General features: G+C 72.1%; 21 protein-coding genes. 4 read left to right on the top strand and 17 right to left on the bottom strand.

Features of this window, described 5'->3' with window-relative positions; translation table 11 throughout:
• Positions 1–534: 534 nt before the first annotated feature.
• From tyrS to AB0K14_RS32175, 4 genes are read right to left on the bottom strand one after another with little or no spacing between them, the layout of a single operon-like run.
• The gene (gene tyrS / locus AB0K14_RS32190) at positions 535–1,809 is read right to left on the bottom strand and encodes a tyrosine--tRNA ligase (RefSeq protein ID WP_360463484.1); all 1,275 of its coding nucleotides are present in this window, start codon (positions 1,807–1,809) and stop codon (positions 535–537) included.
• Positions 1,810–1,859: 50 nt separating this feature from the next.
• Positions 1,860–2,600, bottom strand: a complete 741-nt coding sequence (locus tag AB0K14_RS32185) for a DUF554 domain-containing protein (RefSeq protein ID WP_360463487.1) — start codon at positions 2,598–2,600, stop codon at positions 1,860–1,862.
• Positions 2,597–3,355 carry an alpha/beta hydrolase gene (locus AB0K14_RS32180; protein ID WP_360463490.1) on the bottom strand — a complete coding sequence of 253 codons (759 nt, stop codon included), beginning with the start codon at positions 3,353–3,355 and terminating at the stop codon, positions 2,597–2,599. The genes AB0K14_RS32185 and AB0K14_RS32180 overlap by 4 nt, the downstream gene beginning before the upstream one ends.
• Positions 3,352–6,615, bottom strand: coding sequence for an amino acid adenylation domain-containing protein (locus tag AB0K14_RS32175; protein WP_360463493.1), 3,264 nt, complete (start codon positions 6,613–6,615; stop codon positions 3,352–3,354). Before AB0K14_RS32175 ends, AB0K14_RS32180 begins: the two co-directional genes overlap by 4 nt.
• 308 nt (positions 6,616–6,923) lie before the next feature.
• Here AB0K14_RS32175 and AB0K14_RS32170 point away from each other — a divergent pair, with 308 nt between their 5' ends.
• Together AB0K14_RS32170 and AB0K14_RS32165 are read left to right on the top strand one after the other, a co-directional pair.
• Positions 6,924–7,364: a hypothetical protein gene (locus AB0K14_RS32170; RefSeq protein WP_360463496.1), complete on the top strand. Its 441-nt coding sequence runs from the start codon at positions 6,924–6,926 to the stop codon at positions 7,362–7,364.
• A gap of 103 nt (positions 7,365–7,467) precedes the next feature.
• Complete coding sequence (locus AB0K14_RS32165) at positions 7,468–7,992, top strand: EF-hand domain-containing protein (RefSeq protein WP_360463499.1); 525 nt, start codon at positions 7,468–7,470, stop codon at positions 7,990–7,992.
• On the opposite strand, the gene AB0K14_RS32160 is transcribed toward AB0K14_RS32165, so the two are convergent.
• The 10 genes from AB0K14_RS32160 to AB0K14_RS32115 all read right to left on the bottom strand — a co-directional run bounded on the left by AB0K14_RS32160 (position 7,989) and on the right by AB0K14_RS32115 (position 17,926).
• Positions 7,989–8,642: a DNA-3-methyladenine glycosylase gene (locus tag AB0K14_RS32160; protein ID WP_360463502.1), complete on the bottom strand. Its 654-nt coding sequence runs from the start codon at positions 8,640–8,642 to the stop codon at positions 7,989–7,991. The two genes, AB0K14_RS32165 and AB0K14_RS32160, sit on opposite strands and share 4 nt — an antisense overlap.
• Entirely contained in the window at positions 8,626–10,017 is a 1,392-nt protein-coding gene (argH, locus tag AB0K14_RS32155) for an argininosuccinate lyase (protein WP_360463505.1), read from the bottom strand. The genes AB0K14_RS32160 and argH overlap by 17 nt, the downstream gene beginning before the upstream one ends.
• Entirely contained in the window at positions 10,014–10,955 is a 942-nt protein-coding gene (locus tag AB0K14_RS32150; RefSeq protein WP_360463508.1) for an argininosuccinate synthase domain-containing protein, read from the bottom strand. Before AB0K14_RS32150 ends, argH begins: the two co-directional genes overlap by 4 nt.
• A complete protein-coding gene (locus tag AB0K14_RS32145; protein ID WP_360463511.1) occupies positions 10,948–11,454 on the bottom strand; it encodes an arginine repressor in 507 nt (168 codons plus the stop codon). The genes AB0K14_RS32150 and AB0K14_RS32145 overlap by 8 nt, the downstream gene beginning before the upstream one ends.
• Entirely contained in the window at positions 11,451–12,398 is a 948-nt protein-coding gene (argF, locus tag AB0K14_RS32140; protein ID WP_360463514.1) for an ornithine carbamoyltransferase, read from the bottom strand. Before argF ends, AB0K14_RS32145 begins: the two co-directional genes overlap by 4 nt.
• Entirely contained in the window at positions 12,398–13,591 is a 1,194-nt protein-coding gene (locus tag AB0K14_RS32135) for an acetylornithine transaminase (protein WP_360463517.1), read from the bottom strand. Before AB0K14_RS32135 ends, argF begins: the two co-directional genes overlap by 1 nt.
• Positions 13,588–14,475 (bottom strand): acetylglutamate kinase, encoded by an 888-nt coding sequence (gene argB / locus AB0K14_RS32130; protein WP_360463520.1) that lies wholly within the window; start codon positions 14,473–14,475, stop codon positions 13,588–13,590. Before argB ends, AB0K14_RS32135 begins: the two co-directional genes overlap by 4 nt.
• Entirely contained in the window at positions 14,472–15,644 is a 1,173-nt protein-coding gene (gene argJ / locus AB0K14_RS32125) for a bifunctional glutamate N-acetyltransferase/amino-acid acetyltransferase ArgJ (protein ID WP_360463523.1), read from the bottom strand. The genes argB and argJ overlap by 4 nt, the downstream gene beginning before the upstream one ends.
• Positions 15,641–16,657, bottom strand: a complete 1,017-nt coding sequence (gene argC, locus AB0K14_RS32120) for an N-acetyl-gamma-glutamyl-phosphate reductase (RefSeq protein ID WP_360463526.1) — start codon at positions 16,655–16,657, stop codon at positions 15,641–15,643. Before argC ends, argJ begins: the two co-directional genes overlap by 4 nt.
• 78 nt (positions 16,658–16,735) lie before the next feature.
• Entirely contained in the window at positions 16,736–17,926 is a 1,191-nt protein-coding gene (locus AB0K14_RS32115; RefSeq protein ID WP_360463529.1) for a cytochrome P450, read from the bottom strand.
• 100 nt (positions 17,927–18,026) lie between these two features.
• Between AB0K14_RS32115 and AB0K14_RS32110 the strand changes: the two genes are divergently transcribed.
• The gene (locus AB0K14_RS32110) at positions 18,027–18,683 is read left to right on the top strand and encodes an HAD-IA family hydrolase (protein ID WP_364339632.1); all 657 of its coding nucleotides are present in this window, start codon (positions 18,027–18,029) and stop codon (positions 18,681–18,683) included.
• Between the two features lie 33 nt (positions 18,684–18,716).
• Positions 18,717–19,556, top strand: a complete 840-nt coding sequence (locus tag AB0K14_RS32105) for an alpha/beta hydrolase (RefSeq protein ID WP_360463535.1) — start codon at positions 18,717–18,719, stop codon at positions 19,554–19,556.
• A gap of 30 nt (positions 19,557–19,586) precedes the next feature.
• On the opposite strand, the gene sthA is transcribed toward AB0K14_RS32105, so the two are convergent.
• The 3 genes from sthA to pheT all read right to left on the bottom strand — a co-directional run bounded on the left by sthA (position 19,587) and on the right by pheT (position 24,419).
• Positions 19,587–20,999 carry a Si-specific NAD(P)(+) transhydrogenase gene (sthA, locus tag AB0K14_RS32100; RefSeq protein WP_360463538.1) on the bottom strand — a complete coding sequence of 471 codons (1,413 nt, stop codon included), beginning with the start codon at positions 20,997–20,999 and terminating at the stop codon, positions 19,587–19,589.
• A gap of 142 nt (positions 21,000–21,141) precedes the next feature.
• The gene (locus AB0K14_RS32095) at positions 21,142–21,633 is read right to left on the bottom strand and encodes a hypothetical protein (RefSeq protein ID WP_360463541.1); all 492 of its coding nucleotides are present in this window, start codon (positions 21,631–21,633) and stop codon (positions 21,142–21,144) included.
• A 308-nt stretch (positions 21,634–21,941) separates the two neighbouring features.
• A complete protein-coding gene (gene pheT, locus AB0K14_RS32090) occupies positions 21,942–24,419 on the bottom strand; it encodes a phenylalanine--tRNA ligase subunit beta (RefSeq protein WP_360463544.1) in 2,478 nt (825 codons plus the stop codon).
• Position 24,420: the final 1 nt, after the last annotated feature.

Here is a 24,420-nt window from a genome sequence, read left to right as displayed (position 1 = left end):
AGTTGTCCAGTAACAATCTCAAAGGAAACCTCTTGACGAGGTTCATAAATTTACTGGCTATTCGGCACGCTGTTGAGTTCTCAAAGAACACGCGCACATCATCACCCACCGCTCGCACGGTGTGATCCGAGGCTTGTGATTCAGCTAGAGCTTGTATGTGGAATCCAGACGCCCTGGTCGCAACGGCTCAGACGAGCCTGGACTGGGTCTTCCGTTCCGCAGTCACCCACTCTACCACGCTAGTGGGAGCTTGGTTCGTGACCTGCCGCACTCCGTTCCGGCGTTCCCGGCCCGTTCCGTGCTGACATGGAGAAAGTTACACGCACCCGAACCGGAGGTCAAATCGGGGGCACAGCACCGCGCCACAGGCTGAAACCGCAGGTCAGCAGCCCGTGCCGCAGTTCACCTCACGCTATCCGACCCGGTCCACCGGCAACAGTGTGACCGCGATCACATCCAGCGAACGCGAAGGCCGCCGGTCCGGGTGGGACCGACGGCCTTCGACGTGGCTCTCGTCAGGGCTGTTCGTGCAGGTCAGGCCTGCACCCGCACGCCCGCGGTGTTGCGCTTGCCGCGTCGGACGACCAGCCACGAGCCGTGCAGCAGGTCCTCCTTGGCGGGCACCCACTCCTCGTCGGTGACCTTCGAGTTGTTCACGTACGCGCCGCCTTCCTTCACGGTGCGCCGCGCCGCGCCCTTGCTCTCCGCCAGCCCGGAGCCGACCAGCAGGTCGACGATGGTCGGCCCGTCGGCCAGGCGGACCTCGCCGGTCGGCGCCTCGGCCATCGCGGCCTCCAGCGTCGACAGGTCCAGCTCGCGCAGCTCGCCGCGGCCGAACAGTGCCTGGCTGGCCGCGATGACCTGCCGGGTCTCGTGCTCGCCGTGCACCAGGTTGGTGAACTCCTCGGCCAGCTTCTTCTGCGCGGCCCGCAGGTGCGGCGCTTCGGCGGTCTGCCGCTCCAGCTCGGCGATCTCCTCCTGGGTGAGGAAGGTGAACAGCCGCAGGTAGCGGAGCACGTCGGCGTCACCCACGTTCACGAAGTACTGGTACCAGGCGTACGGCGAGGTCATCGCCGGGTCGAGCCACAGCTTGCCGCCGCCGGTGGACTTGCCGAACTTGCGACCCTCGGCGTCGGTGACGAGGGGTGCGGTCAGCGCGTGCACCGAGCGGCCCTCGACCTTGCGGATCAGGTCGACGCCGCCGAGGAGGTTGCCCCACTGGTCGGAGCCCCCCACCTGGAGCTTGGTGCCGTACTTCCGGTTGAGCTGGAGGTAGTCGTGCGACTGCAGGAGCAGGTAGCTGAACTCGGTGTACGACATGCCCTCGCCGTCGAGGCGGCGCTTGACCGTCTCACGGGCGAGCATGACGTTGACCGAGAAGTGCTTCCCGATGTCGCGCAGGAACTCCAGCACCGGCAGCTCGCCGGTCCAGTCCAGGTTGTTGGCCACGATCGCGCCGGTGGGGCTGTCGTCGAACTCGACGAACCGCTCCAGCTGGCCGCGGATGCGCCCGGCCCACTCGGCGACGGTGTCCAGCGGGTTGAGCGTGCGCTCCGCGGTGTCGCGCGGGTCGCCGATCATCCCGGTCGCGCCCCCGGCGAGCACGATCGGCCGGTGCCCGGCCCGCTGGAAGCGGCGCAGCATGAGCAGCGGGACGAGGTTGCCGGCGTGCAGGCTGGGTGCGGTCGGGTCGAAACCGCAATAGAGGGTGAGCGGGCCCGCGTCGAGATCCTTCCGCAGCGCGTCGAGGTCGGTGGAGTGCGCGATCAGGCCGCGCCAGGACAGCTCATCGAGGATGTGCTCGCTCACGGGTCCCATCTTCGCCTACCGCGTCCAGCGGTTTCGTCCAGGTGGTGGTGTCAGCTCACCGCGATCGCCAGGGCGGTGAGCAGCGGGGCGAACAGCAGGGCGGGCAGCAGGTCGCCGGTCGGGAACTCCTTGATCTTGAGCAGCCGGAGCCCCACGCCCGCCAGGAGCAGGCCGCCGGTGGCGTCGAGCGCGGCCACGTGCGGGTCGGGCAGCACGCCGCCGAGGGCGAACCCCGCGACGGTGAACAGCCCCTGCACCACCAGCACGGACAGGCCGGCGGCGGCCACGCCCCAGCCGAACGAGGCGGCGAATGCGATCGCGGTGAAGAAGTCGAGCATGGACTTCAGCGCGAGCTGGTCGATGCCGCGGCCGAGGCCGTCCGACAGCGCGCCGAGCACCGCCAGCGGCCCGACGGAGAAGACCAGCGAGGAGGAGACGAACCCCTCGACGAAGCGGTGGTCGCCGCCGCCGTCGTCGCGCAGGAAGCGCTTCTGCAGGCCGCCGCCCAGCCGTTCGAGCCACCGCTCGATGCCGAGCAGGGAGCCGATCACGCCGCCGACGAGCATGGCGCCGAGCACGACGAGCACCGGGACGCCGCGTCCCATCGCGCCGGACAGCGCGGGGTCGGTCACGCTGACCGCGCTGAGCGCGGCGACCAGGAGGGTGACCATGCCCAGTCCCTGGGTGATCACCTCCCTGGTCCGCTCCGGGAACCTGTGCCCGACGAGCGACCCGATGGTCGCCCCGGCGAGGATGGCACCGACGTTGAGCGCCGTGCCGAGCCCGATCATGTGGAGATTCCCCCAGATAGTGTGATCAGTTCCGCGAACGCCGCCGGGTGGGTGACGTGGGCCGCGTGCCCGGCTCCGGCGATCTCCCGGAACCGTCCCGCCGGCGCCAGCGCGGCCAGGTGCAGCGCCGTCTCCCGGTGGTGCGGCAGGGTGTCCGCCCCCGCGCCGACGACGACCGGGACGTCCAGCGCGACCGGGTCGAACAGCGGGGTGTCGAGGCTGTGGTCCCCCATCTCGGTGACGAGTGCGGCGCCATCTTCCTCCAGCTGCCGCCGGCTGGTCGCGGGCGGCCGTCCGGTGACGGCCCGGAGCAGCTCCTCGGCGACGGCCGCGGGGCCGTGGGGCTCGGCGTCGCGGACGAGCTGCTCCCACGGCGCGGTCGGTGGCCACCAGGGCAGCCACCGCACGGGTGGTTCGTAGGCCACCACGGCCCGGACCAGCTCGGGTGAGCGGGCCGCGGCGCACAGGGCGACGAGCCCGCCGTAGCTGTGCCCGGCGACGACGGCTCCGGGGTGCGCGGCCAGGATGGTGGTCAGGTCCTCGACGTGGTCCTCAAGGGTGGTGGTGGCGTCGCCGAGGGCGCGGGAGCCGCCCCAGCCGCGCCGGTCGTAGCCGACGACCGTCCAGTCGGGCAGGTGGGCCGCGACCTGGCGGAAGCTGATGTGCCGGTCGAGTGAGCCGTGCACGAGGACGACCTTGTCGGGTCCGCCGGCGCGTTTGACGACCGTCGGTCGGCGTCCGGTTCGCGTGTTCATGCCACCGCCAGGATCCGGTCGGAGATGCGTGCGGGGGTGGGGTCGGCCAGCAGCTGTTCGACGTCGAGCACCTGGTCGACCTCCTGCTCGATCTTGGTCAGCAGGGTCGCGACGGCCAGTGAGTCGCCGCCGAGGGCGAAGAAGTCGGAGTCGGCCTTGACCTCGGCCTGCCGGATGCCGACGCAGCTCGCGAAGAACTGGGCGATGCGCCACGTGAGCCGGGCGCGCCTGCGGTCGGGTTCCGGTGCGGGTTCCGGTGCGGGTTCCGCGAGTTCCGCGACGGCGGCCTGCGGGACGGGCTCCGCGACGGGCTCCGGGGCCGGGTTCACGGCGTGCGCCGGGCATGCGAGCTCGGCGTGCGCCGGTTCGGTGGGTGCCAGCTCGGAACTTGCGGGCTCGGCGGGTGCGGGGTCGGCCGGCGCGGGCTTGGAGCTTGCCGGTTCGGCGGGTGCCGGCTCGGCGGGCGTTCCGGCCCGGTCGGCCTTGCCGGTGATGCTCCGGGGCAGCTCGGCGACGACGGTGAGCGTCGCCGGGACCATGCCGCTGTGCAGGTGCATCCGGAGGTGCTTCCACACGACCGCCTCGTCGAGGTCGCCCACGACCTGCGCTTCCAGCCGCCCGCCGCGCTCGGCGACCACGGCGGCCTCCACGCCCGGCGAGGCCTCCAGCACGCGCTCGACCTCGTCCAGCTCGACCCGCTGGCCGCGGATCTTGACCTGCCGGTCGCGCCGGCCGAGGTACTCGATCGAACCGTCCGGCAACCACCGCGCCCGGTCACCGGTGCGGTAGAGCAGCCGGCCCGGCTCGGCGGCGAACGGGTCCGGGCTGAACCGCTCGCGCATCAGCTCGTCGCGGGACAGGTAGCGGCCCACGCCGAGGCCGCCGACGCACAGCTCGCCCGGCTCGCCGATCGGCACCGGCCGGAGGTCCGCGTCCAGCACGTACACCCGCTTGTTGGCGACCGGCCTGCCGATGGTCGGCGTGGTGCCGGTGTCGGTGCACTCGTGCCAGGTGGCCATCACCGCGGTCTCGGCGGGGCCGTACAGGTTGAGGAACCGCCGTCCGGGCACGAGCCACCGGGCGAGCACGGCGGTGGTGAGCCGCTCACCGGCGGCCGCGGCGACCCGCAGGCCCGGCAACGGGGCGTCCGGCAGGGCGAGCCACACCGACGGGGTGAGGATGACGGCGGTGACCCTCCGCTGCGCGAGCAGTCGCACCAGCGGTGGGCCGACGACGAGCTGCGCGGTCGGCGCGACGACCAGGGTGGCGCCGTTGAGCAGCGCGAGGATCATGTCGGCGAAGCAGCCGTCGAAGTTCGGGGACAGGAACTGCAGCACGCGGTCCGTCGGCGCGAGCCGGAAGATGCGGCGCTGTCCGACGTGCAGGTTCACCGCGCCCTCGTGGCTGATCGCGATCGCCTTGGGCCGCCCGGTCGTGCCGCTGGTGAACACCACGTAGGCCGTGTTGCCCGCGGTGACGCCGGTGACCGGCGGGTCGTCGCGTTCGGCGGAGGTGTCGACCTCGGTCAGCACGATGCGCGCACCGGCCTCCTCGACCATGGCGCGCAGGCGTTCGGGCGGGCACGTCGGCTCGGCCAGCATGAACGTGCCGCCCGCCTTGGCGACGGCGAGCACGGAGACGACGAAGTCGACCGTGCGCTCCATGACGACGCCGACCACCGACTCGGGCTGCACGCCGCGTGCGCGCAGGTCGTGGGCGAGCGCGTTCGCCCGGCGGTCGATCTCGCCGTAGGTGTGCTCGTGGCCCCGGTCGTCCACCGCGACGGAGTCCGGTGCGAGCCGGGCGCGGTGCTCGAAGACCTGGTGCCACACCGCGTGCGGGCCCAGTGGGGCGGAGTGGTCGTTGAACTCGACGGTCACGCGGTGGCGTTCGACGTCGGAGAGGACGGGTGGCGCGGTCGGCACCTCGGCGGCGGGCTGTGTTGTCCGCACCTGGACGGCGGGCTGCGTGGTCCGCACCTCGGTGCCAGGCGGTGTGGTCGTCACCTCGGCGGCCGGCAGCGCGGTCCGCACCTCGACGGGGGCGTGCGCCGGGCAGCGCGTGTTCGCGTGGTGACCCCACTCCACCTCGCCCGCGGGTTGGTAGTGCGGGTAGCGGTCGAGGAAGCCGCGGATGGCCCACCCGCCGAGCCGTTCCGCGTACGGTGCGCCGACGCAGTAGTGGCGGCCCATGCCGAAGCCGAGGTGGCGGGTGCCGCCGCGCCGGATGTCGAGGTCGCGCGGGCGGTCGAAGGCGCGCGGGTCGAGGTTGGCCGCGGCGAGGTGGACCAGGACGGTCTGCCCGGCCCGGATGGTGGCGCCGGCCAGCTCGACGTCCTCGACGGCGAGGCGGGCCAGGTACTGGCTCGACCCGTTGCGGCGCATGAACTCGTCCACCGCCGAGTCGATCAGCTCCGGTTCCGCGCGCAGGGCGCTCAGCTGCTCGGGGTGGTCGTGCAGCTGGAGCAGACCGGTGGTGACCAGGTGGGTGAGGGTCTGGTAGCCGCCGCCGACCAGCACGATGCAGTTCGCGGCCACGGAGAACAGCTCGTCGTCGGTGCCGTCGATGCCCTCGACCAGCGCGGAGATCAGGTCGTCGCCCGGGTCGGCCATGCGGCGGCGGGCCTGGTCGCGGAAGCCGGCGACGGCCTCGTCCAGCACGGTGACGACTTCCCGGTCGCGGACGTCGGGGAGGCTGGACAGGCTGCCGAGCAGCCGCTCGTAGGCGTCCGCCCAGCGGGTCAGCAGTTCCTCGTCGCCCGTCATGCCGAGCAGGTGCGCCACCAGCTTGGCGGGCAGCTTCGCGGCGTAGTCCGCGACCAGGTCGACCACGCCTTCACGGGGCAGGTCGGCCAGCGTCTCGTCAACCATTCGGCGCATGACCTCGTCACGTGCCCGGATTTGCGCTTTCGTGAATTGTTCCCTAATGCGGGACCTAATCGCCGTGTGGTCCGGCGGGTCCATGAACAACATCTGTTCGGAGACGATGTGGGCGGCGTTGGAAGCGGCCGCCAGACCGCGTTCGTCGAGCGCCGAGGCCTTGCGCGTGCGGGCCGAGGAGAACCGCTTGTGGTCGGTGAGGACGCGGGCGGACTCGGCGTAGCCCGTGCACACCCACACGCCGCCTACCTGGTCGTAGAACAGCGGGCCGAGCTCGGCGACGGCGTCGATGTAGATCAACGGGTCGGCCACCACGGTGGCGCGGCCGAGGTTGTGCGTGCCGTGGCGCGCACGGTCGTACCCGGACGGGTTCGCTAACATGAATTCCCCCCAAGGAATTGGGGCGACGAGCACCGGTGCGTCGACTTACCGGCACCGTGAACTGCCCCCTTGATTAACACCCCACCCGAGTCTAAGCACACGTCGCAGAATCGGTCAAGCGATGATCATCGGCGCGTTTCATTCAGCGGGAACACCGAAGGGCCGAACTGCGCTTATTCCACCGCGCCGGGAAAGGGGATTACCCATTCGGACGCGACGCGGGCGGTCGCGTCCGGCACCACCGGACGTTTGGGACGTCCCGCCGGCGGGCACTTCCGTCGAGGGCTGAAGAGAAGAGGGCACCAGCGATGACCTATCCCGATCGCGACCGACGTCCCGCTGACCGCCCCACCGAGTTCGTGACCCCGGCCGAGCCGCCGTACCGGCGGGAGGAAGAGGTCGTCGAGCGCGGTGACGGTCGGGTGCGCGGTGTTCGGATCGCCTGTGCCGTGATCGACCTGCTGTGCTGGCTGTTCGCCATCGTGCTGGCGATCCACATCTTCCTGGTGATCGGCGGCGCCAACTCGGCCAACGGGTTCGCGCAGCTGATCGACTCGTGGTCGGCGGCGGTGTCGTTGGGCCTGCGCGACCTGTTCACGCCGGCGAACGCCGGTTTCCGGACGCTGCTCAACGACGGCTTGGCCGCGTTGCTGTGGCTGCTGATCGGCGCCGTGCTGACCAGCGTGATCAGGCGGGTCGCGTTGCCGGCCAACGAGCGGCGGGTCTGGTACCGGCGGACGGTGCGCTAGCCGTTCGCGCTACCGAACGTCACCACGATGTCACCCTGGCGCGCTCCGGTATGCCCCGGCTGGTCAATTGTCCTTCCGGCGTTCCCCGGCCAAGTTTGCTTGCGTGGCCAGCGACTTGCAGCGGAAGAAGACCTCCATCGTGTTCACCGCGATGGACTCGAACGGTGACGGGTTCCTCGAACGAGCCGATTTCGAGGCGTTGACCGACAGGTGGGTGCACATCCGGGGCGGCGCGGACGAGCAGGACCGGCTGCGGGAGATCATGATGGGCTGGTGGGACGCGCTGCGGGCGGCGTCCGACCACGACCGGGACGACAAGGTCACGGTGGACGAGGTGCTGAGCGTGGTGCAGGACCTCGGCACCATGCTCGACCTGGTGGTGGCCACCGCGGAGTCGATGTTCGAGGCGGTGGACGAGGACGGTGACGGTCGGGTGTCCGCGCCCGAGTACGGCCGGATGATCCACGCCTGGACCGGGGACGACTCGCCGACCGACGCCGTGTTCGCCCGGCTCGACCTCGACGGTGACGGCGCGATCTCGAAGTCGGAGTTCGTCCGGCACTGGGTCGAGTTCTGGGCGGGCGACGACGCGGACGCCCCCGGCACGCACGTCTTCGGCGAGATCTAGGGACCTTCCCGGGAGGTCCGCAGAGCGGTGGTGCGGGTGCGGCGGGTGCCGCGGCGGTACGTGCTGACGGCCGGTGAGTCGATCCAGAACCGCCACGGCACGTCCACCGCCACGGCCACGCCGACGCGCGGGCCGGTGCGGATGTCGGCGGGGTCCACCGGGTCGCCCGCCAGCAGCCGCACGGTCGCGTCCGGCTCGGTGAGGTTCACGCCGTTGTGCGCGCGGTCGAGCCCGAGGACGCCGGTCAGCCGCGCCGGGCCCTTGGCCAGTTCGGCGGTGCTGCGCGCGGACGGGCGGCGGACGTGGGCCAGGGACGACCCGGTCACTACCTCGCCGGCGCGCAGCAGCACCGCGCCGGGCACGCCGTCGGTGAGCGACACGACGTTCGCGCAGAAGTGCATGCCGTAGACGAAGTACACGTACAGGCGGCCGGCCGGGCCGAACATCACGTCGTTGCGCGGCGTCCGGCCCCGGTAGCAGTGCGACGCCGGGTCGTCGCCGCCCCGGTACGCCTCGACCTCGACGATCCGCACGCCGACCACGCCCTCGTCCGTGGTCGACTCGATGACGCTCCCGAGCAGGAGCCGCGCGGCGTCGACGGGGTCGATCGCGAGCTCCCGCTCGGTGAACTGCCTAGGCGTTGCGGGCAACGGACACCTTGTCGCGCAACCTCTTCAACTGCTCGGCGACCCGGTCGGGGGCGGTGCCGCCGTGGGCGTCCCGTGACGCGATGGACCCTTCCACGGTCAACACGCTACGCACGTCCGGCGTCAACGCGGGCGAGATGGTGGCGAACTCCTCATCGGTCAGGTCCTCCAGGCCGGCGCCGCGCGCCTCGGCGACCCGGACGCACTCGCCCGCCGCCTCGTGCGCCACCCGGAACGGCACGCCCTGCCGCACGAGCCACTCGGCGATGTCGGTGGCCAGGGTGAACCCGGCCGGGGCCAGTTCCGCCATCCGCGCGGTGTCGAACCGCATGGTCGCGATCATCCCGGCCAGCGCGGGCAGCAGCAGCTCCAACTGCTCGACGGAGTCGAACAGCGGCTCCTTGTCCTCCTGCAGGTCCCGGTTGTAGGCCAGGGGCTGCGCCTTCAGCGTCGCCAGCAGGCCGGTCAGGTTGCCGATGAGCCTGCCGGACTTGCCCCTGGTCAGCTCGGCGACGTCCGGGTTCTTCTTCTGCGGCATGATCGAGCTGCCGGTGGCCCACGCGTCGTCCAGCACCGCGAAGCGGAACTCGGCCGTCGTCCAGATGATCACCTCTTCGGCGATCCTGGACAGGTCCACGCCGATCATGGCCAGCACGAACGCGATCTCGGCGGCGAAGTCGCGCGACGCGGTGCCGTCGATCGAGTTCTCCACCGGGCCGTCGAAGCCCAGCTCCGCGGCCACCGCCGCCGGGTCCAGCCCCAGCGACGAGCCCGCCAGCGCGCCCGACCCGTACGGCGACACGGCGGCGCGCTTGTCCCAGTCGCGCAGCCGGTCGACGTCGCGCAGCAACGCCTGGCCGTGCGCCAGCAGGTGGTGCGCCAGCAGCACGGGCTGCGCGGACTGCAGGTGCGTGCGGCCGGGCATCACGGTGGTGGCGTGCGTGGACGCCTGCTCGGCCAGCGCCTCGACCACGTCCAGCACGCCCGCGGACACCCGGTGGGCGGCGTCGCGCAGCCACATCCGGAACAGCGTCGCCACCTGGTCGTTGCGGGAGCGGCCGGCGCGCAGCTTGCCGCCCAGCTCGGACCCGGCGCGCTCGATCAGGCCGCGCTCCAACGCCGTGTGCACGTCCTCGTCGGCCAACGTCGGGGTGAACGAGCCGGACGCCACGTCGGCCTCCAGGGCGTCCAGCGCCGCCAGCATCCGCTCCAGCTCGTCGGCGGTCAGCAGACCCGCCCGGTGCAGCACGCGGGCGTGCGCGCGGGAACCCCTGATGTCGTACGGGGCGAGTCGCCAGTCGAAGTGCGTCGACGCCGACAGTCGCGCCATCGCCTCCGCCGGTCCGCCGGCGAACCGCCCACCCCACAATGAACTCACGTGATCGAATCCCTCTTCGCGGCGATCTTGTTCGGCAGGCCCCGCGGTGACGCGGGCCCCTGGTTGAAGTCCGGCGGCGGCACCTCGGCGCGCCGGTCGGCGACGACCGCGCGGCCACCGCGCAGCACGAGCCTGACCTCGCCGGACACGTGCGGCTGGGTGTTGTCGATGAAGCTGTCGAGCGCTTGCTTGAGCGGTGAGAACCACAGGCCGTCGCGCACCAGTTCACCCCAGCGCCTCTCGACCTGCCGCTTGAAGCGGGCGAGGTCGGGTTCCAGGGTGGCGTCCTCCAGCCCTCGGTGCGCGGTGGTCAGCGCGACCGCGCCCGGTGTCCGGTGGACGTGGGCGCCTCGGCCGAACCCCGGCGCGCCCGCCCGCCGGTTCAGCTCCTGGACGGCCTGGAGCAGGGTGACGGTCTCGCCGTCGATGGCGACCGGCCTGCCCCGGTCGAACGTGACCACCAGCTCGTCGGCGTCGCCCGGTTCGACCGGCGGGGTGCGGTCCGCCGGGCGCGGCACGTGGTCGTGGACCTGCGCGATGACCTTCAGGTCGGGTGCGAGCGCGCGGACACCGGTCTCCAGGAGGACGCCGTCGTGGCCGGTGCAGCCGTGTGCCACGGCCGTCGCGCCGTGCCGCACGGCGGCCCCGACCAGGTGCTCGGCGACGAGCGGCGGGAACAGCGCCGACGCGGGCCGCAGGGCGTTGGCGCGCAGCGCGGGCAGGCAGAACCGGTCGGCGAACCCGTCGCGGGCGTCCACGACCTCGGCCTCGACCGCGCCACCGGCCAGCGCCCGCTCCCGGAACGCCTCCGGGTCCTCGCCCCGGCCGAGGTCCACCGCGACGGCGACGACCCCGGCGCCGGTCTCCCGGGCGAGCCGGCCGATCCCGGCCGCGGTCATCGCCCTGCCGGAGCACGCGAGGACGACCCGTTCACTCATCGGTGTCCACCTGCGGCGACTGGTCCTCGCCGGCGGCGAGCGCGGTCACCCGGGCGGCCAGGTCCGCCCCGGTGAGAGGTTCCCGCGCCACGGCCAGGATCGTGTCGTCACCGGCGATGGTGCCGACGATGTCGTGCAACGCGGCCCGGTCCAGCGCGCTGGCCAGGAACTGGGCCGCGCCGGGCGGGGTGCGCAGGACGGCCAGGTTGCCCGAGTGGTCCACCGACACGAGCAGTTCGGCGAGCACGCGGGTGAGGCGGGACGTGCCGCCCTGCACGCCGCGCACCGGGCTGCCGTCCTCGGGGATGACGTAGACGGGCGCGCCGCCGTCGGGTCCGCGCAGCTTGACCGCGCCCAGCTCGTCCAAATCGCGCGACAGCGTGGCCTGGGTGACCTCGATGCCCTCCACCGCCAGCGTCTTCGCCAACTCCGACTGGCTGCGGATGGCGCGCTGGGCGACCAGTTCGACGATGCGGGCCTGCCGCGCGGTTCTGGTCATCGCGCCGGTGCCTTCGGGGCGGCCGAGTTCTCCAGGAGCCACACCAGCAGCGCCTTCTGCGCGTGCAGCCGGTTCTCGGCCTCGTCCCACACCGCGCTGTCGGGCCCGTCGAGCACCTCGTCGGTGATCTCCTGGCCGCGGTGCGCGGGCAGGCAGTGCAGCACGGTCGTCTTCACGCCGGTGGCGGCGACCAGGTCGGCGTTGAGCTGGTAGGGCCGGAACGGGCGCGTCCGGTCACGGCCGTCGTTCTCCTGGCCCATGGACGTCCACGTGTCGGTGACCAGCACGTCCGCGCCGTCCACCGCCTCGCGCGGGTCCTCGATCACGGTCACCGAGCCGCCGGTGTCCGCGGCGCGCTTGCGCGCGTCGTCCAGCACCCACGGCAGCGGCTGGAACAGGGCGGGCGCGGCGATGCGCACGTGCATGCCCGCCGTGGCGCCGCCGAGCAGCATCGAGTGGGACATGTTGTTCGCGCCGTCGCCCAGGTAGGTGACGGTGAGGCCGGCCAGCGTGCCGTGCACGCGCCGGATGGTCTGCAGGTCGGCCAGCACCTGGCAGGGGTGGAACTCGTCGGTCAGCGCGTTGATCACCGGGATGCGGGACACCGACGCCATCGCGTCGATGCGCTTCTGCGCGAACGTCCGCCAGATCACCGCGTCGACGTACCCGGACAGGATGCGGGAGGTGTCCTCGATGGTCTCCTCGCGGCCCAGCTGCATGGACCGGCCGTCGATGATCACCGGGTTGCCGCCGAGCTGGGCGATGCCGACCTCGAACGACAGCCGGGTGCGGGTGGAGTTCTTCTCGAAGATCACCGCGATCGACTTGGGCCCGGCCAGCGGCTTGGCGCTCAACCGGTCGGCCTTGTACCCGTCGGCCAGGTCGAGGACCGCGGCCTGCTCTTCGGGTGTCAGGTCGTCGTCACGCAGGAAGTGGCGCACCATCACGGCTCCTGACCAGCCTGGGGAACGGACGGGGAGGGGAGGAACGAGGGCAGGTCGGCCACCAGCCGGTGGGCGTCCGCCTCGTCCAGCACCAGCGGCGGCGCCAACCGGATGACGTCGGGCTGGATCGGGTTGATCAGATAACCGGCCTGCTGCGCGGCCGCCGCGGCCCTCGCCGAGACCGCCTCGCGCAGCGTGATCCCGAGCAGCAGGCCGGCGCCCCGCACACCGGAGATGAGCGGGTGGTCCAGCGCCTCGACACCGGTCGCGATCTCCTTGCCGACCGCGGAGGCGTGCTCCAGCAGGCCGTCGGCGGCGATCGTGTCCAGCACCGCGAGCGCGGCGGCGCAGCACACCGGGTTGCCGCCGAACGTGGTGCCGTGCTGGCCGGGTTCGAACAGGTCCTTGGCCGGGCCGACCGCGATGCACGCGCCCAGCGGCAGCCCGCCGCCGAGGCCCTTGGCCAGGGTGATCACGTCGGGCACGATCCCGACCTGGTGGAACGCGAACCAGGTGCCGAGCCGGCCGACGCCGGTCTGCACCTCGTCCAGGATGAGCAGCGCGCCGTGCTCGGCGGTGATCCGGCGGGCCGCCTGGAGGTAGCCCTCGGGCGGCACGACCACGCCGTTCTCGCCCTGGATCGGCTCCACGATGAACGCGGCGGTCTCGTCGTCGATCGCCGCCTCCAGCGCCGCCACGTCGCCGAACGGCACGTGCACGACGCCGGGCACCAGCGGCTCGAACGGCTCCCGCTTCGCGGGCTGGCCGGTCATCGCCAACGCGCCCATGGTGCGGCCGTGGAAGCCGCCGTCGGTCGACACGACCTTGGTGCGGCCGGTGCGGCGGCTCAGCTTGAACGCGGCCTCGTTGGCCTCCGCGCCGGAGTTGCAGAACAGCACCCGGCCGTCACCGTCCACACCGGACAGGTCGAGCAGCCGTTCGGCGAGCCTGAGCGCGGGCTCGTTGACGTAGAGGTTGGAGGTGTGGGCGATCTTGCCGATCTGCTCGGTCACCGCGGCCACGATCGCCGGGTGCGCGTGGCCGAGCGCGTTGACCGCGATGCCGGACAGCAGGTCCAGGTACCGGTTGCCGTCGGCGTCCCAGACGTGCGCGCCCTCGCCCCGGGTCAGGGTCAGGCCGGGCGTGCCGTAGTTGTTCATCATCGCGGCCTGCCACCGCTGCTGGTCGCTCATGTCTCGTCCGCCCCGGTCCGTTCGGTCACCATCGTTCCGACGCCCTCGGAGGTGAAGACCTCCAACAACACCGAGTGCGCCAGCCTGCCGTCGATCACGTGCGCCTCGGGGACACCGCCGCGCACCGCGCGCAGGCAGGCCTCCATCTTCGGCACCATGCCGCTGTCCAGGTCCGGCAACATCTTCTCCAGCCGGTCGGCGTCCACCTGGTGCAGCAGGGAGCTCTTGTGCGGCCAGTCCGCGTACAGGCCCTCGACGTCGGTGAGCACGACCAGCTTCTCGGCCTTCAGCGCCACCGCCACCGCGCCCGCCGCCGTGTCGGCGTTGACGTTGTGGACCACGCCGTCGACGTCCGGCGCGACCGTGGACACCACCGGGATGCGGCCGGCGCGCACGATGTCGAGCACGGCGTCCGGGTTGACCTCGACGATGTCGCCGACCAGCCCGATGTCCACCGGCTCACCGTCCACGATGGCCGGTCGGCGTGCGGCGGTCAGCAGGTGGGCGTCCTCGCCGGACAGGCCGACCGCGAGCGGGCCGTGCGAGTTGATCAGGCCGACGAGCTCGCGCTGGACCTGGCCGACGAGCACCATGCGGACCACGTCCATGGCCTCGGGCGTGGTGACGCGCAGGCCGCCGCGGAACTCGGACTCGATGCCGAGCCGCTTGAGCATCGCGGCGATCTGCGGCCCGCCGCCGTGCACCACGACCGGGTGCAGGCCGGCGAGCTTGAGGAACACCATGTCCTGCGCGAACGCCCGCTTGAGCTCGTCGTGCACCATGGCGTTGCCGCCGTACTTGACGACCACGATCGCGCCGCGGAACCGCTGCAGCCACGGCAGCGCCTCGATGAGGATGCCGGCCTTGTCCTGGGGCGTGATCACGAGCTGTACGCGCTGTTCTCTTCGACGTACCCGTGCGACAGGTCGGTGGTGAGCACGGTGGCGGTGCCGTCGCCCAGGTTCAGGTCGACCACGATCTCGACGTCGCGGCCGGACAGGTCGGCCTCGCTCCGGTCGGCGGCCTTGTGGCCGTCCGCGAACAGCGTGACGCCGTTGATCGTGATGCCGAGCCGGTGCTGGTCCACGGTGGCTTGCGCACGGCCGACGGCCATCGCGATCCGGCCCCAGTTCGGGTCGGAGCCGAACAGCGCGGTCTTGACCAGGTTGTCCTCGGCGACGGTCTTGGCGACGACGACCGCCTCGGCCTCGGTGAGCGCGCCGTTGACCGTGATCGAGACCTCCTTGGTCACGCCCTCCGCGTCCCCTTGGAGCTGCTTGACCAGGTCTTTCGCCACGGCGGTGAGCACGTCGGCGAACTGCTCCGCGGTCGGCGTGACACCGGAGGCGCCGGAGGCGAGGACCAGCACGGTGTCGTTGGTGGACGTGCCGCCGTCCACGTCGAGCCGGTCGTAGGTCTTGGCGGTGACCGCGCGCAGCGCGGCGTCCAAGGCGTCGCCGTCGATCACCGCGTCGGTGGTGAGCACGCTGAGCATGGTGGCCATGTTCGGCGACAGCATGCCCGCGCCCTTGACGAACCCACCGACCGACCAGCCGTCGGGGTGGGCCTGCCAGCTCTGCTTGGGGTGGGTGTCGGTGGTCATCACGGCGGTGGCGGCGTTCAGGCCCGCCAGGTCGGAGGAGTCGAGCTCCCGCGCCGCCTTCTCCACGCCCGCCTTGAGGGCGTCCATCGGCAGTCGTTCGCCGATCAGGCCGGTGGAGCACACCGCGACCTCGATCGCGCCGACGTCCAGCACCTCGGCGACCTTCTCGGCGGTGGCGTGGGTGTCCTGGAAGCCCTCGGGGCCGGTGCACGCGTTCGCGCCGCCGGAGTTCAGCACCACCGCGGCGAGCTTGCGCTCCCGGAGCACCTGCTGCGACCACAGCACCGGCGCGGCCTTCACCTGGTTGGTGGTGAAGACGCCCGCGGCGGCCTGGCCGGGTCCTTCGTTGACGACCAGCGCCAGGTCCAGCGCGCCGGACTCCTTGATGCCGGCCGCGACACCGGCGGCCTTGAAGCCCCCCGGGCCGGTGACGCCCTTGTTGCGGTTCACGGTGCTACTCCCACGGTGGACAGGCCGGTGGTCTCCGGCAGGCCGAGTGCCAGGTTCATGCACTGCACCGCCGCGCCCGCGGTGCCCTTCGCCAGGTTGTCGATCGCGGCGACCACGACCAGCCGGTTCACGTCGCGGTCCACCGCCACCTGCAGCTGCACGGCGTTCGAACCGAGCACCGCGCCCGTGGTCGGCCAGTGGCCCTCCGGCAGCAGGTGCACGAACGGCTCGTCCGCGTAGGCCTTCTCGTAGGCGGCGCGCACGTCGACGTCGGCGTCCTTGAGGGTCGCCGAGCAGGTGGCGAGGATGCCGCGCGGCAGCGGCGCGAGCACCGGGGTGAACGAGACCCGGACCCGCTCGTCGGCGACCTTCGACAGGTTCTGCGCGATCTCGGGGGTGTGCCGGTGCGCGCCGCCGACGCCGTAGGCGCTGAGCGAGCCCATCACCTCCGACCCGAGGAGGTTGGGCTTGAGCGACTTGCCCGCGCCGGACGTGCCGGAGACGGCCACCACCGTCACGTCGGGCTCGACCAACCCCATCGCGGGGGCCAGGGCCAGCGAGGAGACGGTCGGGTAGCAGCCGGGCACGGCGACGCGGCGGGCGCCGCGCAGCTCGTCGCGCTGACCGGGCAGCTCGGGCAGGCCGTACGGCCAGCTGCCCGCGTGCGTGCCGCCGTACCAGCGGTCCCAGGCGGCCGGGTCGGTGAGCCGGTGGTCGGCGCCGCAGTCGATGACGAGCGTGTCGTCACCCAGCTGCGCGGCGATCTCGGCGGAGTGGCCGTGCGGCAGGGCGAGGAAGACGACGTCGTGGCCCTTGAGGGTGTCGGCGGTCGTCTCCGCCAGCACCCGGTCGGCCAGCGGCAGCAGGTGCGGCTGGTGGGCGAGCAGCGTCGAGCCCGCGTTGCCGCCGGCGGTGAGCGTGCCGATCTCCACGTCCGGGTGACCGAGCAGGAGGCGCAACACCTCTCCCCCGGCGTACCCGCTGGCGCCGGCGACCGCGATCCGTACCGTCATGCGGATAAGTATGCACGCTGATGCAAAGTCACTCAAATCTGTTTCGACGGTCCGCGAACGCGGCGGCGCGGTCCCCCTTCACCAGGTCACGGGCAGTGACGCCAGGCCGTAGACGATCTGCTGCGTGCGGAACCGCGGTTCCTCCTCGATGACGCGCAGGGTGGGGAACCGGCGCGCCAGGGCCGGGAACGCGATCCGCATCTCCATCCTGGCCAGCGGCGCGCCCAGGCAGTGGTGCACGCCGTGGCCGAACGCCACGTGGCTGCCCGCGTCGCGGGTGATGTCCAGCCCGTCCGGGTCGGGCACGAGCCCGGGGTCGCGGTTGGCCGCGGGCAGGGAGCAGATGATCAGCTCACCGGCGCCGATCGCGTGACCGCCCACCTCGACGTCGGTGGTCGTCACCCGCGGCACGCCGGTGTGCACGACGGTCAGCCACCGCAGCAACTCCTCCACCGCGGCATCGGCGCGTTCCGGCTCGTCGCGCAGCAGGGCGAACTGGTCGGGGTGGCGCAGCAGGGCGAGCACGCCGAGGCCGAGCATGTTGGCCGTCGTCTCGTGGCCCGCCAGCAGCAGCAGGTCCGCGATGCCGACCAGCTCCCGGTCGTCGAGGTCGGCGGACTCGTCGCGCACCAGCGTGCCGAGCAGGTCGTCGCCCGACTCGACCCTGGCCCGCGCGATCAGCTCCCCCAGGTACGCCCGGGACTCGACCTGCACGGCGACCCTGGCGGAGGCGGACAGCCGCACGTCGAAGATGCGGGCGGCCCGGTCCTGGAAGTCGTGCCGGTCCTCGTAGGGCACGCCGAGCAGCTCACAGATGATCAACGACGGGATCGGCAGCGCGAAGTCCGGCACCAGGTCGGCGGGCGGGCCGTCGCGCTCGATCGCGTCCAGGTGCTCGCGCACGATCTCGTGGACCCGCGGTTCGAGCCGGCGCATCCGGCGGACGGTGAACTCGGGCGCCAGCAGCCGGCGCAGCCTGGTGTGCTCGGGCGGGTCGAACGCGAGCAGGTTGCCCGGCCGCACGATCGCCAGCTCGTCCTCGCTCAACGCGGGCGCGCCGGGCACCAGGTGGTGCGCGGAGTTGCCGAACCGCCGCGGATCGCCCAGGACCTCCCGGACGTCCTCGATCCGGGTGACCAGCCACGCCGGGCGGCCCAGCGGCGAGTCGACCAGCCGGACCCCGTCCCGTTCGCGCAGTTCTCCGAGCTCGGGGCCGGGGTCGAACCCCACCCGGCGCATGTGCAGGGGCATCGTCGGTATCGCGGCCATGCCGGCCTCCCACCGTTGGGGATCGTGGGAAAAAACGTAGTCACCTGTCGGAGTGGTGCGGCAGCCTTCACACGAGTGAGTCGACGAACTACTCACCGTGATGAACAGGAGCGCGTCGATGGCCGACCGGCTGCGGGCCGTGATCTTCGACTGGCGGGGGACGCTCGTGCTCACGCCCACGTTCAGGGGGTGGGCGGCGGAGGCGTTGCGGCGGATCGGGCGCGACCCCGACGGCGCCGCCGAGGTGGTGGCGGCGCTGGACCCGGCGCGGATGGACGTGCCCGGCGTGGACGCGGACGCCGAGCTGCACCGCAGGACGTACTACGAGGCGTTCCGGGCGGCCGGGCTGGACGCTGAGCTGGCCGATTCGCTGTACGCGGTGGAGTCGGACCCGGCGGCCAACCCGTTCGCGGTGGACGCCGGGCCGACGTTGCGCGAGCTGCACGGGCGCGGCGTGCCGATCGCGGTGCTGAGCGACATCCACTTCGACGTCCGGCCCGCGTTCGCCGACCTGCCGGTCGACGTGTTCGTGCTGTCGTTCGAGCACGGCGTGGTCAAGCCGGACCCGGCGATCTTCGACCTCGCGCTGCGGGAGCTCGGCACCGAGCCCGGGGAGACGCTGATGGTCGGCGACCGCGCCACCCACGACGGGGCGGGTGTGGAGGTCGGCATGCCGACGCTGCTCGTCCCGCCGCTGCGGGACGTCTCGGACGCGCGGCTGCACCTCGTCACCGCACTGCTCGCCTCTAATGGTTGATACCCCCATCAACCATTAGGTATGGTCGGCGGCATGATCCCGAAGGTCTTCCACCGGCACGTGGACGTCGACGGCGTCCGGGTCTTCTACCGCGAGGCGGGCCCGGCCGCCGCGCCCACGCTGCTGCTCCTGCACGGCTTCCCCAGCGCCTCGCACCAGTTCCGCCGGCTGATCGACGCGCTCGGCGACCGCTTCCACCTGGTCGCGCCCGACTACCCCGGCTTCGGCCACAGCGGCGACCTCGACGGGCGGCACACGTTCGACCGCCTCGCCGACACCGTGGAGGCGTTCGTCGACGCGATCGGGTTGCGCCGGTTCGCGCTCTACGCGTTCGACTTCGGCGGGCCGGTCGGCTTCCGGTTGGCCGTGCGGCGGCCCGAGCTGATCAGCGGCCTGGTCGTGCAGAACGCCAACGCCTACGACGAAGGCCTGTCGCAGGCGGCGCACGGGTTCATCGCCAACGACGACCGCGAGGTGGCGAGGGAGTTCATGACCCTCGCGTTCACCCGGAGCCAGTACGAGGACGGCGTCACCGACCCGGCCCTGGTCGCGCCGGACGGCTGGACCCTCGACCAGCACTTCCTGGACCTGCCCGGGCGCGCCGACATCCAGGTCGACCTCGCCCTCGACTACCGCGCCAACCTCCCCCGCTACCCCGAGTGGCAGGAGTGGTTGCGCACGGCCCAGCCGCCCACGCTGATCGTCTGGGGACGCGGTGACGCGATCTTCACCGAGGACGGCGCGAAGGCGTACCTGCGCGACGTGCCCGACGCCGAACTGCACCTGTTCGACACCGGGCACTTCGCGCTGGAGGAGAACCTGCCCGAGATCGCGCCGCTGATCGCCGCGTTCCTCGACCGGCTGCCCGCGTAGGACGGTCGGCCGGGACGGCGAGGGGGCCGGTCAGGCCCCGAACCGCTCCAGGGCGCGGATCTTGTTGGTGGCGTCCAACGCGGCCACCTTGTACGCCTCGGACAGCGTCGGGTAGTTGAAGACCGTGTCCACCAGGTAGTCCACCGTGCCGCCGCACGCCATGACCGCCTGGCCGATGTGGACGAGGTCGGTCGCGCCGGTGCCGAACAGGTGCACCCCGAGCAACTTGCGGTCCACAGTGGACACGAGCAGCTTGAGCATGCCGTAGGCGTCGCCGACGATCGAGCCGCGCGCCAGCTCGCGGTACCGCGCCAGGCCCACCTCGTACGGCACGGCGGACGACGTCAGCTCCGCCTCGGTGGCGCCGCAGTAGGAGATCTCCGGGATGGTGTAGATCCCGATCGGCTGCAACGCCGACAGCTCGCGCGCCTGCTCGCCGAACGCGTGGTAGGCGGCGAGCCGGCCCTGGTCCATCGACGTGGCGGCCAGCGCCGGGAAGCCGATCACGTCGCCGACCGCGTAGATGTGCTCGACGGGCGTGCGGTAGTGCTCGTCCACCGACAGCCGGCCGCGGTTGTCGGCCTCCAGGCCCGCGTGGTGCAGGTCCAGCGCCTCGGTGTTGCCCTGCCGACCGGCCGAGTACATCACCGCGGCGGCCGGGATGCGCTTGCCGCTGGCCAGCGTGGTGACCGTGCCGGTGTCGGACACGTCGACGTTGACGACCTTCTCGCCGAACCGGAACGTCACCGCGAGGTCGCGCAGGTGGAACTTCAGCGACTCCACGATCTCCGGGTCGCAGAAGTCGAGCATCCGGTCGCGCTGCTCGACCACCGTCACCCGGCTGCCCAGCGCGGCGAACATCGACGCGTACTCGATGCCGATCACGCCCGCGCCCACGACGACCAGCGACGACGGGATCTCCTCCAGCGCCAGCACCTCGTCGGAGTCCAGCACCCGCACCTCGTCGAAGTCCACCTGGTCCGGCCGGGCGGGACGGGTGCCGGTGGCGATCACCACGTGCCCGGCCGTGACGGTGTGGTGCTCGCCGCGGTGCGCGCCGTCCACCGCGATCGTGTGCGGGTCGAGGAACCGGGCGGTGCCGACGAGCAGCTCCACCTGGTTGCGGTGCAGTTGCGCGCGCACGACCTGGACCTCGCGGCCGATCACGTGCTGCGTGCGGGCGAGCAGGTCGGAGATCGTGATGTCCTGCTTGACGCGGTAGCTCGCGCCGTACAGGTCGCGCTGGCTCAGGCCGGTCAGGTACATCACCGCCTCGCGCAGCGTCTTCGACGGGATGGTGCCGGTGTTCACGCACACACCGCCCACCATGTCGGCGCGGTCCACGATCGCGACCCGCTTGCCGAGCTTGGCGCCCGCGATGGCGGCCTTCTGCCCGCCGGGACCCGAGCCGATCACCAGCAGGTCGTAGTCGTACTCGCTCATGACCAGAAGGGTCGCACACGGCAGGGTCGCACACGGCAGGGCCGCACACGGCAGGGCCGCAAAACGGCGCGTCGCACAACCGGGCGTCCCGCGGTGTCGCCGTGGACGGACTCGTGCCGGCGGTACCTCGTCCGCGGTACCTCTAGACCGGCGCGGCGCGACCCGTGTAGGTCAGCGGGAACACGAGGTCCGTGCACGCGCTCGGCACGTCGTGCGCGATCTGCACGACCATCTCCACCTCGACCGACCCCGCCGGCGGGATGGTCACCGGCTCGGCCATCGGCACCACGGTCAGCACACCGGACGGGCAGTCCGACACCCGGTTCTGCGCCTCGTCCAACGGCTGGCCCGGCACGGCCTGCAACGTCAGCACCACGATGTCCACGCTGTTCGGGTTCGACAGCCGCACCAGGCGGGCACCCTCGCTGCCGGGCGTCAGCTCGACCGCGCCGCCGGAGATGTCGTTGATCTCGAACGGCTTGAGGTCGGACACCTCGCCGCCGCTCACCGAGTACGCCATCACCGGCACATCCGGTTCGGGCCAGGTCAGGTGCATGGCGGCCACGACGGCGGCACCCACGCCGAGGATGGTCATGGCGACGGCGACTTCCATCCGCGGGCCCAAGCTGCGCATGAGGCAACCTCACTCGATTGCTGCTCCAGGCGGTGGGTTCGCCGCTAGCTCCCCGTCGGACCGGCGACCAGACTCGCCCGGCGGTTCATCGCTTCGCCCCTCGGCCCAGCGGGCCGCGAAGCCAATCTTGGAGAACGTTCAACCTGTGCGCAAGGACCAAGCCGACCCGGAAAGAAAGGTCTTTGGGCCTCTTGACACGTCCGGTGACGCATCGCGACCAGCACGTTCCCGCTATCTCGACCACCGGGCGGTTCACCCGGCTGGTCTAATCCTGGACCCGCACTGGTGCGGGTCCAGGACTTCCCGCGTCAGCTTCTCAGCACCGCGCCGTAGCGCTCGGCCGCGGCGGCCACGGCCGCGTCACGAGCCGCGGTCGCCTCCTCCACGGTGAGCGTCCGGTCCGGAGCGCGGAACCGCAACGAGTACGCCAGCGACCGCTTGCCGTCGCCGACCTGGTCACCGGTGTAGACGTCGAACAGCCGGATGTCCTCCAGCAACGCCCCACCGCCGCCGCGCAGCACCCGCGCCACCTGCTCGGCGGGCACCTCCGCGGGCACGACCACGGCCACGTCCAGCAGCACCGGCGGGTACGCCGACACCACCGGCGCGGGCCGGCTGTCGCTCAACGGCAACGCGTCGAGGTCCAGCTCCATCGCCACGGTCCGCTTCGGCAGTCCCAGCGCTTCCACGACCTTCGGGTGCAGCTCACCCGCGTGGCCCACCGGCCAGTCACCGACCCGGAGCTCGGCGCACCGACCGGGGTGCCACGGCGCGAGGTCGGAGGCGACCACGGTCAGCTCCACCCCGTAGGCCTGACCGACCAGCCGCGCGGCCTGCACCGCGTCCGCCCAGTCGGCCTGCCTGCCCTTGCCCCACCAGCCCGCCTGCTCGCGGTGGCCCGCCAGCACGGCCGCCACGTGCACCGGCTGCTGCGGCAGCGCGGCCAGCAGCGACGCCACCTGCGCGTCCGACGGCCGTTCGCCCACACCCACCTCGGGCACCGGCACCTGCTGCGTGCGCGGCAACGTCACCTGCGCGACCGCGTAGACCGCGAGGTCCTTCTGGCCGCGCGCCAGGTTGCGCTGCACGGTCTCCAGCAACCCCGGCACCAGCGTGGTGGCCAGCGCGTGCTTGTCCGACTCCAACGGGTTCAGCACGCTGACCGTGTTGCGCCGCACGTCGCCCTCGGGCAGACCCAGCGCGTCGAACACCGACGGCGCCACGAACGGGAACGGCTTGACCTCGACGAACCCGTTCTCCGCCAACGCGCGCGACACCGTGCGGCGGCGGCGCTGCTGCTCGGTCAACCCCCGACCGGCGGGCGCGGGCGGCAGCGTGGACGGGATCGTGTCGTAGCCCTCCAGCCGCAGCACCTCCTCCACCAGGTCCGCGGGCTGGGTCAGGTCCGCGCGCCACGTCGGCGGGATCGCGGTGACCATGGTCGCGCCGTCGTCACCGGTGGTGACCTCGACCTGGCAGCCGATCTGGCCGAGCCTGCGCGCGGTCACGCCGCGGGCGTAGTTCACCCCGGCGACCCGGTCGGGCAGGTTGATCGGCATCGACACCGGCCGTGGCGGCGCGGGCGTGCCGACGTCCGTGCGGCCGGGCTTGATGCTGCCGTCGCCGAACATGTCCAGCAGCCGGGCCGCGCGCTCCAGCGCAACCGGCGCCAACGCCGGGTCCACCGTGCGCTCGAACCGCTTCGCCGCCTCGCTGGGCAGCTTGTGCCGCCGCACCGTGCGGGCGATGGACGCCGGGTCCCAGTTCGCCGCCTCCAGCAGGATGTCCGAGCTGGCCGGGGAGACCTCGGTGCTCGCGCCGCCCATCACACCGGCCAGCGAGATCACGCCGCTGTCGTCGGCGATCACGATGTCGTCCGGGTCCAGCGTGCGGACCTGCTCGTCCAGCGTGGTCAGCTTCTCGCCCGCCGCCGCGCGGCGCACCACCAGGCCGCCCCGGACCGCCGACGCGTCGAACGCGTGCAGCGGTTGGCCCAGCTCCAGCATCACGTAGTTGGTGACGTCCACCGGCAACGAGATCGACCGGATGCCGGCCAGCATCAGCCGACGGCGCATCCACCACGGCGTCGGCGCGGTCGGGTCGACACCGCTCACGCGGCGGGCCACGAACCGCGGGCACGCTCCCTGGTCCTCGACGGTGACGGGCAGCACCTCGCCCTCACCCTCGGGCACCTCGGCCGTGCCGGGGTCGCGGTAGGGCACGTCGAACGCGCACGCGATCTCACGGGCCAGACCGCGCACGGAGAACGCGTAACCCCGGTCCGGGGTCGGCGCGACCTCGATCACCGTGTCGCCCAGGCCCAGCAGCTCGATCGCGTCGTCACCGGGCTGCGCGGTGCCGCTGGGCAGCACCATGATGCCCGAGTGGTCGTCGCCCAGACCCAGCTCGCGGGCCGAGCAGATCATGCCGTTGCTGGTCTTGCCGTAGGTCTTGCGGGCGGAGATGGTGAAGTCGCCGGGCAGCACCGCGCCGGGCAGCGCCACCACGACGGTGTCGCCCTCCTGGAAGTTCGACGCGCCGCAGACGATGCCGTTGACCTGCCCCGGGCCGACCTCGACCTGGCAGTAGCGGATCGGCTTCTTGAACTCGGTCAGCTCCTCGACCTCCACCACGCGACCCGCGACGAGCGGGCCGGTGACCGAGTCGAGCTTGTGGACGTCCTCGACCTCGATGCCGATCCGGACGAACGCCTCGGCGAGCTGCTCGGGCGTCGGCGTCTCGGCGAACTCCAGGTTCTCGACCAGCCAGGTAACCGGAATACGCACC

Source organism: Actinosynnema sp. NPDC050801 (assembly GCF_040673975.1).
In the GTDB taxonomy this organism is placed as follows: Bacteria; Actinomycetota; Actinomycetes; order Mycobacteriales; family Pseudonocardiaceae; genus Actinosynnema.
This window is presented reverse-complemented; position numbering and strand designations above follow the sequence as displayed.

Bases quoted from the DNA above. Each gene is read 5' to 3' on its own strand.
- AB0K14_RS32185 (WP_360463487.1), bottom strand. From the start codon at position 2,600: ATGATCGGGCTCGGCACGGCGCTCAACGTCGGTGCCATCCTCGCCGGG.
- AB0K14_RS32180 (WP_360463490.1), bottom strand. From the start codon at position 3,355: ATGAACACGCGAACCGGACGCCGACCGACGGTCGTCAAACGCGCCGGC.
- AB0K14_RS32175 (WP_360463493.1), bottom strand. From the start codon at position 6,615: ATGTTAGCGAACCCGTCCGGGTACGACCGTGCGCGCCACGGCACGCAC.
- AB0K14_RS32170 (WP_360463496.1), top strand. From the start codon at position 6,924: ATGACCTATCCCGATCGCGACCGACGTCCCGCTGACCGCCCCACCGAG.
- AB0K14_RS32150 (WP_360463508.1), bottom strand. From the start codon at position 10,955: ATGAGTGAACGGGTCGTCCTCGCGTGCTCCGGCAGGGCGATGACCGCG.
- AB0K14_RS32145 (WP_360463511.1), bottom strand. From the start codon at position 11,454: ATGACCAGAACCGCGCGGCAGGCCCGCATCGTCGAACTGGTCGCCCAG.
- argF (WP_360463514.1), bottom strand. From the start codon at position 12,398: ATGGTGCGCCACTTCCTGCGTGACGACGACCTGACACCCGAAGAGCAG.
- AB0K14_RS32135 (WP_360463517.1), bottom strand. From the start codon at position 13,591: ATGAGCGACCAGCAGCGGTGGCAGGCCGCGATGATGAACAACTACGGC.
- argC (WP_360463526.1), bottom strand. From the start codon at position 16,657: ATGACGGTACGGATCGCGGTCGCCGGCGCCAGCGGGTACGCCGGGGGA.
- AB0K14_RS32115 (WP_360463529.1), bottom strand. From the start codon at position 17,926: ATGGCCGCGATACCGACGATGCCCCTGCACATGCGCCGGGTGGGGTTC.
- AB0K14_RS32110 (WP_364339632.1), top strand. From the start codon at position 18,027: ATGAACAGGAGCGCGTCGATGGCCGACCGGCTGCGGGCCGTGATCTTC.
- AB0K14_RS32105 (WP_360463535.1), top strand. From the start codon at position 18,717: ATGATCCCGAAGGTCTTCCACCGGCACGTGGACGTCGACGGCGTCCGG.
- sthA (WP_360463538.1), bottom strand. From the start codon at position 20,999: ATGAGCGAGTACGACTACGACCTGCTGGTGATCGGCTCGGGTCCCGGC.
- AB0K14_RS32095 (WP_360463541.1), bottom strand. From the start codon at position 21,633: ATGCGCAGCTTGGGCCCGCGGATGGAAGTCGCCGTCGCCATGACCATC.